Raw genomic sequence first — 14,621 nt, 5'->3', positions numbered from 1 at the left:
TATAGCCAACACTTGGAATAGAAAAATGTTAAACAATAACCCTATTGATTCACTATCAAAGTATGCAAATGCGCCTTCGAATGTATACGTTACTAAATCGAACTCTTCAAAAATTGCAACATATTCATCAATCAAAGGTAGAGCTGAAGATTTTGAAAATTTATATGACTCTTCTCTTTCGTTTTTATTGTCAACGCCTGAATTAAATCTTTTATATATTTATAAAGAAACAGTCTCCAATCCAGAACATATTTTTCAAGCTTATAAAAAATGGGAGTCTGTTGATACTAAAAAATATGTTTGGGAAGGTGGAACACCCGCGTTTCATTCAACGTATGAATGTGAAAGACTACACTCTCAATATGTAAACCTTGAAATTCCAGTAGAAATTCAATCTAGAGGCGATCTTGAGGTTGAGAAGTTTCGCCGCTTTGTAAAAGCAAATTATTCGTTAATGGACGATAATGAGTCCTTATTTTTAAAACGCCTAGAGGCGCAGTTTTTTCTAAGGAATCCTCCTAAATCTGTTAGAGCAGTTAATAGCGGATTAACTACTGTGAAAAATTTAGATCTAAATGAATTGAAGCATGAGATAGATAAGCTTATTAAATCAGCACAAGCATTTAAAGGTACAGACCAGCATGTTTTTAATCTTATTGAAAATAAAGGATATGGTACGCATAAAGTTAAGGAAGCCAAAATATTAGGGCATCCTTTAAATACTTGGCATAACTACAAGATTGATTTGAAGGAGTCACTTAAGCAATATTTTCTTATTCGCTTTAACCCTGAGTTGCAGTTTGATAAGACCCTTCTACAACAAATTGGGTTTATGCCTTGTGGTAATTGTTGCAAGAAATAGTTTTAAGTCAGAGTAATCTTCACACTCAAAAGTGATTGTAATAGTACCAGCATAGATCTCTGGCTTTTGATTATTTCCTTCATTAACTGCTTCTACAATCAAATACCTTAGTGTTTCTTCCTCCCTTTGCTCTATGTCAGCATAATCAACCCATAGTACATAATGCTGCTCGCCTACTTTAAAATAGAAGCTAGGGCAAAGATCATTGTGCCAGCTTTTATCTATTAAATAAGGGTGATTTTTTAAATCAAAGCCTAGGTCAAAGTTTTGACCAAATTCTTGTTTATAAAGTGACATATTGTTTCCTTCTTAAAAACTAATTTAGCCAGTGCGTGTAGCGCTGGCTCTATGCCGTACTTGCGTTATAAGGCGTTTAAATGCTCTATAGCCACCTTCCAAGGAAGTCTTCGGCCTGATAGCTTCATTTTCTCGTAGGCTTTTAGTGCAGTTTCTTTCGTTACTACTTGTTGCCTAACAAGCTGCGTTATTAATGAAATAGTGCCTTGGACAACAACGCCTTCTTTTTCAGCGGCTTTTCTTAAAGCCATATCGCCAGTTACAAGAGGGCAGTTTTTTTGCTTAGCTAAACACAAAGCAAATATATCGTTACGGCTGGCATTTAAATACAGCGGAATTAACTCCATTGCATGCATCATTGAATCAGGTGATAGCTCTTCTAAAGTTAAGCCCATAGCAGGTAAATACGCATGTTCCTCTTCAAGTTCTTCAACGAATAAGATATCAGGTATGGCGAATTGGTAAGGTAGCTGAAAGAGTTGGGTTAGTAGCTCACCTTCTTCCATATCTATTAATATATTGGCATCACTAATTAGCAGCTGCTGCATTAAGCACCTCTAACTTTCGTTCTTTGTGAAAGCTTGAAAGTGATACCCCTAATAGTTCTGCTGCTTTAGATATACCAATGTAGTCTTCACTTAGCGCACGATATACTAGCTGCTTATAGAGGTAAGTAATTTCATGCGGATAAGGTTTGCCAGGTTCCTGAGTACGCCAGCCCTGCTTACCAAACCAAATAAACATATTCTTTTGGGTTTGATATGAAATTACACCAGACTGTGAAGCACGGAACAAAGAGGCAAGCATGCTTATGCCGTACTCATGCTTGAGCATGTATAGCTCTTGTGCTTCTAATTGAGTTCGGCTTTTACCTAAGTGTTGTATTAAGCTAGTGCTTGGTAATAAAAAAGCCCCTGCGAAGTGATTACATGCCTTTTCTTCATCTAACTCTTCAGACAGTCGGTTGTGTAATACTAAGTGACCCAATTCATGAGCAAGTGTAAACCGTTGGCGATCGCCGCTTTGTGCTGTAGAGATAACAACAACAGGCAGCCCATTAATATTACCCGCGAGACCGTCAAACTTTTTACTGGTTTCTACATCAGTGCAAATTATCATTACACCTTTCGATTCCAGCGTATCAATCATGTCATGAATAGGGTTTAAGCCTAAACCCCATTCATTGCGCATTGTGGTGGCTACACCTTCTAGCTGCTCATATGAATCAATCACATCAGGTAATGTACTTGGTAGTGAAAACGGCGTAATAGGTTTAATCGAGTCTGGATAGAAGTTTAAAAGCTCTTGCCAGCGCTCAGCCTGATCCAAGACATCACCATTGATACGATCTAAAATCTTCTGTGGCGTGCTTGCACGCTTACGATATTCCACACCCTCTAATTTTACTTTTATAGGACGGAAAAAGTATTCAGTGCGCACTTCAAGTGCGCTAGCTAGTTTTAATAAGTTAGATGAAGAGGGCATAGCAGTACCATGCTCATATTTTTTAATGGCATTAGCGGATACACCAACTGCGGTAGCTAGTGCTTGCATTGATAGGCCTGAGGCTTTTCGGGCACGAGTGAATCGTTCAGCAAACATGTGTATGTACCTCGTGGTTTATAAAATTAATATATTTGTCGCAAATATAAACCATTGGTGTATTTTTGTCCATAAACATAAATTGTACTTATGTAGCTGAGATATACTACTGGTTTTATTTTTACGAGAAGTTTAAAGGGATTATGTAGTAAACTAGGAGTCATTAGTTGAGGTGATAAATCGAAATTATTCACCCAGTACCCCACACAGTACCCCATGGTGTTATGGGTTGAAATAAAAGGTTTACATATCAAATGAGTAGAGCAGGAATACAGTGGTTCCCTGGGCACATGAATAAAGCCCGCAATGAAATTAAAGAAATAATGCCACAAATGGATGTGATCATTGAAGTGCTTGATGCGCGCATTCCCTACAGTAGTGAAAACCCGATGGTGGCAACCTTGCGTGAAGGTAAGCCGGTCATCAAAATTTTGAACAAAGCTGATTTAGCTGATTCTAAAATGACTCAAATCTGGAAAGATTATTTTGAGCAAGAAAACGGTGTTAAAGCGATTTCTTTTGGGCATGATAAAGCAGCTGAAGTACACCGTATTAATGAGCTTTGTAAAAAGCTAGTGCCGCATAAAGTGGGTGCAGATAAGCAAATTAAAGCCATGATCATGGGTATTCCTAACGTGGGTAAATCTACGTTAATTAATGTATTGGCTGGGCGTATAGTTGCAAAAACAGGTAATGAGCCTGCTGTTACTAAAGCGCAACAACGCATTAAGCTTGAAGACGGTATTATGCTTTACGATACGCCAGGTATGTTGTGGCCAAAAGTAGAAAACGAAAACTCAGGTTATCGCTTAGGCGCCACCGGTGCCATTCGTGATACAGCACTTGAGTATGAAGAAGTAGCAAGTTACACAGCTGAGTACCTATTGCGTGCATACCCTGAGTTATTAAAAGCGCGTTATAAAATAGATGAATTACCACAAAGTGATTGGGAATTTGTTGAAATGGCGGGGAAAAAACGCGGCTGTATTCGTGGTGGTAATCAAATAGACACATATAAAATGTCTGAAATACTAATCAACGAATTACGCGACGGTATCATTGGCCGTATTACTATGGAAACTCCGCAAATGCGTGAGGAAGAAGAAGTAATGGTTGCTGGTTTACGCGCTGCAGCAGAAGCTAAAAAGGCAGCTAAAGAAGAAGAGAAAAAACAACGCCGAGCACGCGCACGTAAAAACCGTCGTTAATTGATTTAGTTTAATTTAACCAACTAAATTACAGACATAAAAAAAGCCCGTAAGGGCTTTTTTAGTTTCATATCTACCGTCACCGATATGAGCAATGTAGCAAGTAAAATAGTAGGGCGGTTACTCATCATCAACATCAAGGGGCGTTGCGGTTCATAACAAGTAACCATAGCTGTTTACGTGCGCCACACGTTGTTTCAGGGTCGAGAAACAAATCAATTCATTCCTTAACAAGTGGTATGCAATCCGTCTTGTTGATATTGATTATCAGTTAGATCTAACTATCTGTCAATATCTAAATGCAAATAATTCTTATTATTGGTGGGTTTGTTTTTTATTCATATATAAATCGGCTAGTTAGCACTGACATTTAATAAAAATACTTACTTTGGTTGAACAATTAAGAATAAAAAATAGATGCTTAATACTTATTAAATAATTTGATATGGATTTTTATTATAAAAGCATTGCTTGTAAAACCTTAGCCCCTAAAGATCAACAGCCTTTAATTTATGGCTAAAAATATTCGTACTTAACTGGATATTTTAAGCCACTAACGCACTTTATTTGCTGTTATACGTAAATTAATCTGCTCTACTAGTACTTTATCCTGCTTGTTTAGACGCCCTACAATGAGCAAGAAATCACTACCGTCAGTTTTTATTACTTTAATGCTTGTGTTATCAAGTTTGGTTTTACCGTATGTGGTTTCTATTTTTTCTATGTCTTTAAAGTGACTAAGATCTGATTCAAGCTTACCGTCATCGTTTTTGTAGTAACTAAAAATATAGTTCTCGGTTATTCCGTTACCGTCTTCTCGGTAATCAAACATTGCATCGCTATAAAAATAAAGTATTTCTTCGTTTTCAGGTGTTAGGCGATTACGTTTTAAAAAGTGTACTTGGTAAGGCCATAAACTATCGCCTTTTATAATTGCAGCATTGGGTAAAATATTTACTTCTTGAAGTACGCCTAAAAATAATAGAGGTGCAAACGCAAGCGAGATTAAATACTGTCTAATTCGCCAGTATGAGTTGTAATGTAGGGCTTCTTTACTTATATCGGTTTGCTCAATGTAACTAACTAGGGGCAACCATAAAAATGGCATTATACAAATCACTATGGTTGCGTATTCGTCCATACGATAAGCAAAGGCGCTGGCAAGTACCATTAGCCAGAGTGTTAAGGCAGTCCAGTTAGGCATTACTCTATTTTTGTTTAACTGTTGTTGGCTGTGCTGTGCAAGTGCGAGATACAAAGGGTAATACCATAAAAATGCAAATATACCTCGAGCAATAGGCATAATACTTGAGTTATCGCGCTCTTTAATGGCCTTAAAGTTACGATAACTCCAGTAGTTAACAAATATGCCTAAACTTAAAATACTGTAAATAATAAACTTACTTACAGATACAGCATAAAATGGACTATCTTCAAATTTAACTTTTTTTGCTGACTCTAATCGCCAATCGGCGAAGAAGAATATGAGCACTAAAATATAGCCAGCCAACACATATTTAAGCCAGCTATAACCAAAGCTATCTAGCACATCAGCTGTTGTTTGAGGCGTTTCGCTCGCCTTTGCATATTTTAGAATAGGGTAATGGGTTGCTGATATTAACTTTTTACGCTGTGCTAAATAATCATCTATTTGATCCGCTTTAATATGATCTTGTTTTGCGTAATAGTTATAGCTCAGTGTTAAAACATTATCATTAAATTCAGTAGTTGTTTTTAGATTGAAGTAGTCGTTGTCAATTTCTTCTTGATCGCTATCAAATCCCCAACCTTTTTCTGCAAAATGTAGTTTTATTGTGGTGTTAATTATATTGGGGTAGTCAAAGTAAAGTGGGTCGGTACGATTTACCTGCTTTGGTTCGTAAACGCTATTTTGTATTTCACTCGCATAAAAACTAGCTTCGTAGCCTTCGTCTGTTTTTTCCCAAAATTCACTAATTAAATACGATTCTTTGGTTATTAGATTCCCCGTTTTTTCTTGCTCACTAATTGCCATTGCTTCATTGATTGATAAGCCATTTAAAAAACCTTGGTAATACTCGAAGTAAGATTTAGCAACGCTATTTAGACCACTGCTGGCTATATTGTTTCTTCGGTTAATTGCTTCAAATTCAGCATAAGTGTACTGGGTTTCAAAACGTGATGACTCAGATACTTTTTCAGCAATAAAAAAGTTATCCTCTACAGATACATTTGTATGTACAGGTTTTTGCGCCATTGAAGTTAAAGCGCTTTCACCTTTATCAATAATTAGGGCATAGCCATAATCAGGCTGTGCTAAATATTCGAGAGTACCTCGCTGGTAGCTAACCGTAGGATCGAGCCAGTAGCGTTTTCCGTTTTGTTTAAGCGTAACAATAACGTGATTAAATACACTTGCAGAAGGTGGAAGTTCTTTTAAACGTTTGGTTTCCTCTGTATCAACTAGCGCAGGGAAGGCTTCTATATCCATCGCTTTTAATAACGAGATAAGCAGTACTGTTTTATCTTTGCAATCGCCGTATCGTAGCGAAAGCGTTTCTGAAGCTGACGTTGGTTGATGCGAGTTAGTGCCCATTTCAAGCCCTAAATATCGAACTTCGTCTTGGCTAAAGCGCAGTGCTGCTGCAATTTTATCTGATGTTTTTGTGTGTTTTGCTTTTATTTTTTTAGCTATATCCAAAATGCTGCTTGGGGTTTCTATGGCTGATTGATAAAGCGGATATGCCCAGTTAACTACCTGACCCCAATCGTCAAACTCAGAAAAGTAAACTTGTGTATATGGGTCGTACCACGTTGGGGTTTGAGAATTCTGCTCCAGTAAAGGTTCTTCAAAAAGAGTTATAGAATAATCTTTGCCATATTTATTAAGCGTTTCTTGAATATCTGCTGTGCCGTTTATTGTATTTATATGTAGAGGTGTTTGTTTACCCCAAAGTACACGCATATTTTGTTGCACTACGGGTACCGACCAGTTCAGCGTGCGTCTTGTACTAAACTTATTAGCATATATAGGGTTGCTGCCTGTCACTGTGTAGCTGTAATCGAGTATGTCGCCACTGCGCATATCATCAATAATAATATTGAGTGATAAGCTACCATTATAAATACGCTCAGCTAATTCAGATTCACTCTGTATAACCGTCATTCTCGCGCTATCAAGCTTATCAATGTGCTCATTATTTCTGATAATCGTTAAGCTATTTAGTGTTAGCGACTCGTAACTTGGATCAAAATCAAGACTAAGCTGGCTTATATAATCAACACCACTTTGATTTAAAGCTTTCATAACCAAACGCGTATAGCGTTGCTGTTTTTGTCTGCTCGGTATATAGGATTGGTTATCGAGTAACAAATAAAGTGTGCCGTCACGTACCTTGGTTATGTCGGAATGTTTGGGTTGCTCAATAATATGTGTATTAACCCAATTAGCTGGTTTATCTATTTTATATTGCTGCGCAAAAATATTATGAGAGAAAATTAATAAGGTAAGTGCAATTAGCCAAGAGCTGAGTCGAAGGAAGTTCCATTTCATTGTAGGGTCTTATAGTTGTTTTTATAAATACTATTGAAGGAATAATGTACCAAATTCAGGCTTTTTTGACAATGTGATGTTAACAAATTCATTGTTGAGCAGTTAATTAATAGTATATAAATAAACTGCTATGGTAAGTGCGAAACGCTTAACCCCCTCAAATGTTCCTAAAATGATTTTCTAGTTGTATTGCTAAATCATAATTAGCTAAGCCTACTTTATTGTGGGCTTTATTAGAGCTGCAAAAATCCTATCTATTTATTCGTACGGTAATCATTCAAACCTTTAAAAGTGTTTATAAATCAAAATATAACAGTAACTGTTTTTGCTCTTTTTGTTCATGAACTTTATGAGCAAAAAGCACATAACGATCATCAATGCACCTTACCTTCTAAATATTTCGTTAATTTCCCGTTAACAATAAGCTGCGCGTTAGATAGCAGTTTGTCGTCGCTTATCTACCTGACAATAAATATACACACAAGCGTGGAGAAAATAATGAAAGCAAGTAACACACAACTCGCTTTGGCAGTTGCTGCTGCATTAGCAAGCACATCCGTTTTAGCCAATAACGATACGCAAAAAGTACAAGAGCAATTAGATGCGCTACAAAAAGAAGTAAGTGCATTAAAAACTACCAGCGGTTTTAATTTAGAGTTTGGTGGACGGGTTCAGCTCGACTACAACTATTTTGACGGTGCTTACAACGCCGATAACGAGGGCTCTGGCGGCAGCGATTTTTTTCCTCGTCGTATTCGTACTTACGTTGAAAGTGAGCACGGAAATTGGGATCACAAGTTATTACTCGAATTTGCTGAAGGCACTGCTGAAATAGTGATGGCGCGTGTTCGTTATGCTTTTGATAACGGACTTAAAGTTAAAGCAGGTAAAATTCGCGAAGATATATCGCTAAATGCATTAACCAGTTCAAAGCACATTAATACGATTGAGCGTAGTTCGCTAGCCAATACTTTCTCTCCATTTTTTCGTTGGGGCGCTTCTGCTTATCAATATTTTAAAGACTCTGGCTTTCGTTACGCGATAGGCGTTTATAAAAATGATGCATTTGGTGCAACAGGTAGTGATGAAAACGACAAGCTTACTCTTGCTATTACTGGGCGTGCTACATGGTCGAGTGCATCACCTGGCGATGTAATTCATTTAGGCGTATGGCATTCATATCGCGACATGGGAGGCAATGAATTAGGAGCACGTTTTGCGCGTGGTGAAGTGCGCGAAGCCAATACCCGCCTTGTTGATTATGCCGCCGGTGGTGTAACAAGCCCGCTTGATAGCTTATCGCAAACCGGTTTTGAGTTTGCTTATCAGGCGGATTCTTTAACACTTGAGGCTGAATATGCAAGCCGCTCACTTGATGCCGCTAATAGTGCTGATTTTTTAGATGGCGAGCGCTTTGATGGTTTTCATGTATCGGCAAGTTACTTTTTAGGGGGCGAGCAGCGCCAATACAAAGCGAGCTCTGCATTATTTGTACAACCTAAAAATATTAAAGATGCATGGGAGTTGGTGGCACGTGTTTCAGAAGTAGACGCTACAAGTAGCTTACAAGGCACAAAAGCAACAACTTATACATTAGGTACATCTTATTACGTAAGTAGTGATATTAAATTTATGGGCAATCTAATTTACAGCGATGTAGAAGGTGCCGGCACTCCAGCACTTGTTGGCGATGAAGACTCTGGCATGGGCTTTAGTGCACGTATGCAGTATTTATTTTAAGGATACACACAATGAAATTATTTAAGTCATTTAAATCAGTAAAAACGACCATAATTGCAGTATCGTTAGTGCTTAGCAGTCCATTGGCAATAGCCGACACTCACTTTTTAATTCCAGGCGGTCCTGGTGGTGGTTGGGATACAACAGCCCGAGGTATAGGTGAAGGTTTAGTTAAGTCGGGTATTGAAGGTAACGCATCTTTTCAAAATATGTCTGGCGGTGGTGGCGGTCGCGCTATTGCATACTTAATCGAGTCGGGTACAAAAAAGGGCGATATTTTAATGGTTAACTCAACGCCTATTGTATTGCGTGCTTTAAGCGGGCGAATTCCTTATAGCTACCGTGATTTAACCCCTGTAGCCAGCATGGTTGCAGATTACGGCGCATTTGTTGTACGTAACGATTCTCCATTTAAAACTTGGGAGGATGTTATTAAATCAATAAAAGAAGATCCAAGTTCGATAAAAGTGGCGGGCGGTTCTGCTCGCGGCAGTATGGATCACTTAGTGGCGGCTCAAGCTGTTAAAGCGGCGGGTATAGATGGTCGACGCTTGCGTTATATTCCTTACGATGCAGGTGGAAAAGCGAAAGCAGGGTTGCTTTCAGGCGAAGTGAATTTACTTTCAACAGGTTTAAGTGAAGCGCTTGAAGTAGCTAACGGTGGTCAAGCACGCATTTTAGCGGTTACATCTGGTAAACCTTTACCTGATTACCCAGAAATCCCTACGCTTAAGTCACTTGGTTACGATATGGAATTTGTAAATTGGCGTGGTCTTTTTGCTGCGCCTAATTTACCCGCTGAAAAGTTAGCACAGTACACAAAAAAGCTTCGTGAGTTGCAAAGTACTCCTGAGTGGGAGGCTGTGAGAGCTCGTAATGGTTGGCTAAATCTGTTTCAAGAAAAAGATGAATTTATTAAATCACTAGAAGCGCAGGAAGCACAACTTAAAGTGGTTATGGAAGAGCTTGGTTTTATCCGTGCAGCACGTTAATCGAGGTTTAAAATGATGAATCGCGAATTACTAGGGCCAAGTTTATTCTTGGCACTATTTACTTTATATGCCGTGGTTGCATGGCAAATTCCACTATTACCGTTTGAAGAATACGAAACAGTTACTTCAGCGACTCTTCCTAAAGTATATGCTGGGTTTGGTATTGTGGTGTGCTTACTGTCTATTGGTTCAACATTGCTTAAACCAAGAGAAAAAACGAATGCAGGTGATGTTCTTGAAAAATCACACATGCTGCGCACTTTTGGTTTATTAATATTAATGGTGATTTATAGCGCTGCACTTGAGCCAATTGGTTTTTTAATTTCGACTAGTGCATTTTTGCTTGCCGGTTTTTTTGTGATGGGCGAAAGACGTAAGGGAATTTTGCTATTTGCATCGATTCCGGTTGCAGTGGTGTTTTGGTTTTTGATGACTCAAGTATTAGGTATTTACTTGGTTCCGGGCGATTTGTGGAGTTAAGTTATGTTTGATGGAATTATGCTTGGTTTGTCGACCGTGCTCGACTTTAATAATTTAATGTATGTTATTGCGGGTTGCCTTGTTGGCACCTTTATAGGCATGTTACCAGGATTGGGGCCAATTACCGCAATTGCCTTAATGATCCCTATTACTTATAGCATTGGCGCCGACTCGGGCATGATTTTAATGGCGGGTGTTTATTATGGTGCAATTTTTGGTGGCTCTACGTCGTCTATTTTAATTAATGCACCAGGGGTTGCTGGCACTGTGGCTTCTTCCTTTGATGGCTATCCGCTGGCAAAACAAGGTCATGCAGGTAAAGCATTGGCAATTGCTGCTTATTCCTCCTTTATAGGCGGAACAATTGGCGCCATATTATTAATGGTTGCTGCGCCTTTATTAGCAAAGGTGTCATTGAGTTTTCAATCCCCTGATTATGTAGTACTGATGTTTTTAGGCTTAACAGCTATCGCCGCATTTTCAAATAAAGGGCAATTTTTAAAAGCAATGATGATGACCGTGTTTGGCTTAATGCTAGCAACGGTTGGAATCGATCCGTCATCAGGTACTGACCGATTTACCTTTGGACAACCTGATTTACTCGACGGGATAAGCTTTTTATTAGTTGCTATGGCAACGTTTGCATTAGCCGAGGCACTTGTAAATGTTGTAAAGCCAGAGAAAAAAGATGCTAAAAATATTAATGATTCCGACACTCCGCAAATAGGTTCAACCAAGTTAAGTAAAGCCGAGGTTAAAGAAATAGCACCAGTAATTGGTCGCTCGTCTATTTTAGGTTTTATAGTGGGAGTGCTACCGGGGGCAGGTGCAACTATTGCGAGCTTTATGGCTTATGCAACAGAGCGAAATTTAGCGCCAAAAGGTTTAAAAGAAAAGTTTGGTAAAGGCTCATTACGTGGCTTAGCTGCCCCAGAATCAGCAAATAATGCCGCGTGTACAGGATCGTTTGTACCGCTGTTAACGCTTGGTATTCCGGGCTCAGGAACAACTGCAATTATGCTAGGCGCTTTAATTGCTTACGGCATTCAGCCAGGTCCAATGCTTATGCAAGAAAACCCAAGTGTATTTTGGGCGGTTATTGTAAGTATGTACTTTGGTAACATTGTGCTGCTTATTTTAAATCTTCCGCTTATCCCTTACTTTGCAAAAGTGTTAGCAATGCCTAAGTCAGTACTTACTGTGATGATTTTGTTCTTTAGCTTAATTGGTGTTTACTTAGTGTCCTTCAATACCTTCGACTTATTTATGATGGTAGGATTTGCAGTGGTTGCGCTAATATTGCGATTACTGTCGTTTCCTATGGCACCATTATTATTAGGTTTTATATTAGGAGATATGATTGAGCGAAACTTCCGTCGTTCAATGATGATTTCCGATGGTTCATTAAGCTTTTTATGGGATCGCCCGCTAACATTGAGCATATTTATAATTTCAATTTTAGTGCTGTTGTTTCCGTTAAAAGATTATTTAATGCAACGCCGTGAAGACAAAGCAAATGCATAATTGAGAATGAAATGAAAAACACCAACAAGCTAAATCCATTGCAAAACATGGTCACAAAACCTAAACGTTTAGAAACGCGATTAATTATTTGGGTAACAGGATTATGTGTATTGCAGGCTTTATTATTTGGCGCGTTGGTGTATCAACTTACAGCGCAAAGTTTACATAGCCATATTGGCGATAAGGCATTAGCTGTGGCTGGTAGTGTAGCTACACGTGCTGATGTAATTAATGCATTGCAAACCCCTAGTGACTTAAACGCTATTAACGTGCAAATTGAAGATTTACGACAACTTGTAGGTGCTGACTTTATTGTTATTGGCGATGAGAATGCATTTCGTATTGTGCATCCAGATGAAGATAAAATTGGCAAAAAAATGGTCGGAGGCGATAGCCAAGCTGCATTAAAAGGTGAACGCTATATTTCGGTAGCTCATGGTAGTTTAGGTGAATCAATTCGTGGCAAAGTGCCGGTGTACGCAAGTAATAATGAGATAGTAGGCGTTGTGTCGGTTGGTTTTTTAGTACAATCAATCGATCCGCTTATTCTCTCTCGCAGTAGTGAAATTTTAATATGGGGCTTAATACTTGTAGGTTTAAGTATACTGGCGGCTATTTATATTGGACAGCGTGTCAGAAATGCTATTTTTGGCCTGCAGCCAGATGAAATTGCACGTTTGTTTTCAGAGCAAGATGCAATTTTAAATACGGTACGCAGCGGTATTATTGCACTCGACCCGGACGGAAAAGTACGAAAACTCAATCAACGCGCCTGCGAAATATTAGATAAACCAACTTCAATTATTAATCAGAACCTCAGCTTAAACGATTTACTGCCAGAGCACGCAGAGTTTCTATTACGAAATCAGCGGCGTAAAATAGTGGGTTTTGAATTGTTTGCCGCCGATAAACGACTCATTTTATCGAGGTTTTCTTTACAGGTGCAAGGGCAGGCAGATGGTATTTTACTAAGTATGCGCCCCTCTGATGAACTTGAATATTTAAGCCAACAACTTACTAAAGTTCAGGCTTTTGCAGAGCTTTTAAGGGTACAAACTCATGACTACTCCAATAAGCTCAACTTAATTGGTGCGTTAGTGCAAATGGGGAAAAATGAGCAAGCTATAGAAATTATAGGGCAAGAAAGCCAAGGCTCCCAAGCACAAATTCATAACTTGTTAGAGTGCATACAAGACCCAGTGCTTGCTGGTTTGTTAGTGGGTAAATATCATAAAGCGCGAGAATTAAATGTTGTGCTTGAGCTTAATCCTGACAGTCTACTTGGCGTTATTGCACGCAAAGATATGCTAGAGCGAGTAGTGTCTATTTTAGGAAACTTAATAGACAATGCCATTGAAGCTGCAATTAGAGCATCAGATTCTCGCTCTGCAAAAGTACGGGTAACCGTTGATGAAACCAGTCAAACACTTTTATTTGATGTAGAAGATACTGGCTTTGGCTTAGGCTCTGACCATGATGTTATTTTTACACCTCAGTACAGTTCTAAATCAGGGGCAGAGCATGGTATTGGTTTGTATTTGGTAAAAACAAATTTAGACTCATGCGGCGGTACGTTGGAAATTGGTGAGTCAGACCTACTTGGTGCAAGACTAAGTGTTTATATTCCAAAATAATAAGAGCATTAAACATGACGTATTCAGTAGTAATAATTGAAGACGAAGTAGAGGTAGCACAGCTATTAGCGCAGTACTTGTTATTACCAAATGGTATTGCAGGCAATCAAACGCCAAAGCAAAGTTTTAGGCAAGCACAGTATCAGGTAGTGGGCATTGCAGGTAATTTAAGCACGGCAACAGCTTTGCTGCATGCAATTGAACCTGATTTAATTTTACTCGATATACACCTTCCTGATGGTAATGGCTTAGATTTGTTAACTGATTTACGACGACGAACAATTAAAAGTGAAGTTATGCTGCTCACGGCTGCAAAAGAGGTTGAAACCCTTGAAAAAGCAATGCAGTTAGGCGCATGCGACTTTTTAGTTAAGCCATTAATGTTAAACCGACTAGATCAAGCACTTGCACGTTTTGAATCACGTCAGCAATGTTTTTCTGATGCAAGTGAAGTAACGCAATCAATGGTTGATACGTTATTTGGCTCAAAGCAGCAAACCAATATTTCTAATCGTTTACCAAAAGGGGTCGACCAACTTACCCTGCAAAAAATACATGATGCTTTTGTAGAGCACGCAACCACTGCATTTACTGCTCAGCAAATGGGCGATTTGGTCGGTGTGAGTCGCTCTACAGCACGCCGTTACTTAGAGTATTTGCTTGAATCAGGTAAGTTAACAGCGGATCAAAGTTATGGCAGTATTGGCCGTCCTGAACGTTGCTATAAAATAGCGAAGTAACTTGGTGTAT

Annotated in this window: 12 protein-coding genes; 8 read left to right on the top strand and 4 right to left on the bottom strand. The window is 38.8% G+C overall.

Going from position 1 to position 14,621, the window contains the following annotated elements; translation table 11 throughout:
• The first annotated feature begins 25 nt into the window (after positions 1 to 25).
• On the top strand, positions 26 to 862 hold the full coding sequence (locus H5126_RS15020; protein ID WP_182720792.1) for a hypothetical protein: 837 nt from the start codon (positions 26 to 28) through the stop codon (positions 860 to 862).
• Here the strand turns inward: H5126_RS15020 and H5126_RS15015 are convergent.
• From H5126_RS15015 to H5126_RS15005, 3 genes are all read right to left on the bottom strand, one after another.
• On the bottom strand, positions 815 to 1,159 hold the full coding sequence (locus H5126_RS15015; protein WP_182720793.1) for a hypothetical protein: 345 nt from the start codon (positions 1,157 to 1,159) through the stop codon (positions 815 to 817). The genes H5126_RS15020 and H5126_RS15015 overlap by 48 nt on opposite strands.
• Positions 1,160 to 1,224: 65 nt before the next feature.
• Positions 1,225 to 1,707 (bottom strand): PIN domain-containing protein, encoded by a 483-nt coding sequence (locus H5126_RS15010; RefSeq protein ID WP_182720794.1) that lies wholly within the window; start codon positions 1,705 to 1,707, stop codon positions 1,225 to 1,227.
• Positions 1,688 to 2,761: an ImmA/IrrE family metallo-endopeptidase gene (locus H5126_RS15005; protein ID WP_182720795.1), complete on the bottom strand. Its 1,074-nt coding sequence runs from the start codon at positions 2,759 to 2,761 to the stop codon at positions 1,688 to 1,690. The genes H5126_RS15010 and H5126_RS15005 overlap by 20 nt, the downstream gene beginning before the upstream one ends.
• 254 nt (positions 2,762 to 3,015) lie before the next feature.
• Between H5126_RS15005 and ylqF the strand changes: the two genes are divergently transcribed.
• Positions 3,016 to 3,969 (top strand): ribosome biogenesis GTPase YlqF, encoded by a 954-nt coding sequence (gene ylqF, locus H5126_RS15000; RefSeq protein WP_182720796.1) that lies wholly within the window; start codon positions 3,016 to 3,018, stop codon positions 3,967 to 3,969.
• Between the two features lie 553 nt (positions 3,970 to 4,522).
• Here the strand turns inward: ylqF and H5126_RS14995 are convergent.
• Complete coding sequence (locus H5126_RS14995; RefSeq protein ID WP_182720797.1) at positions 4,523 to 7,501, bottom strand: DUF3857 domain-containing transglutaminase family protein; 2,979 nt, start codon at positions 7,499 to 7,501, stop codon at positions 4,523 to 4,525.
• Between the two features lie 498 nt (positions 7,502 to 7,999).
• Between H5126_RS14995 and H5126_RS14990 the strand changes: the two genes are divergently transcribed.
• From H5126_RS14990 to H5126_RS14965, 6 genes are read left to right on the top strand one after another with little or no spacing between them, the layout of a single operon-like run.
• Positions 8,000 to 9,241 (top strand): OprO/OprP family phosphate-selective porin, encoded by a 1,242-nt coding sequence (locus H5126_RS14990; RefSeq protein WP_182720798.1) that lies wholly within the window; start codon positions 8,000 to 8,002, stop codon positions 9,239 to 9,241.
• A gap of 11 nt (positions 9,242 to 9,252) precedes the next feature.
• Positions 9,253 to 10,233, top strand: a complete 981-nt coding sequence (locus tag H5126_RS14985) for a tripartite tricarboxylate transporter substrate binding protein (RefSeq protein WP_182692857.1) — start codon at positions 9,253 to 9,255, stop codon at positions 10,231 to 10,233.
• Positions 10,234 to 10,245: 12 nt separating this feature from the next.
• Entirely contained in the window at positions 10,246 to 10,713 is a 468-nt protein-coding gene (locus H5126_RS14980; RefSeq protein WP_024599700.1) for a tripartite tricarboxylate transporter TctB family protein, read from the top strand.
• A gap of 3 nt (positions 10,714 to 10,716) precedes the next feature.
• Positions 10,717 to 12,237 carry a tripartite tricarboxylate transporter permease gene (locus H5126_RS14975; protein WP_024599701.1) on the top strand — a complete coding sequence of 507 codons (1,521 nt, stop codon included), beginning with the start codon at positions 10,717 to 10,719 and terminating at the stop codon, positions 12,235 to 12,237.
• Positions 12,238 to 12,248: 11 nt separating this feature from the next.
• On the top strand, positions 12,249 to 13,871 hold the full coding sequence (locus H5126_RS14970; RefSeq protein WP_182720799.1) for a sensor histidine kinase: 1,623 nt from the start codon (positions 12,249 to 12,251) through the stop codon (positions 13,869 to 13,871).
• Between the two features lie 14 nt (positions 13,872 to 13,885).
• Positions 13,886 to 14,611, top strand: coding sequence for a response regulator (locus H5126_RS14965; RefSeq protein WP_182720800.1), 726 nt, complete (start codon positions 13,886 to 13,888; stop codon positions 14,609 to 14,611).
• Positions 14,612 to 14,621 lie beyond the last annotated feature (10 nt).

The organism is Pseudoalteromonas sp. SG45-3, from assembly GCF_014164075.1.
GTDB lineage: Bacteria > Pseudomonadota > Gammaproteobacteria > Enterobacterales > Alteromonadaceae > Pseudoalteromonas > Pseudoalteromonas distincta.
Note: the sequence above shows the minus strand (reverse complement) of the source record. Positions and strands in the feature narration are given on the sequence as shown.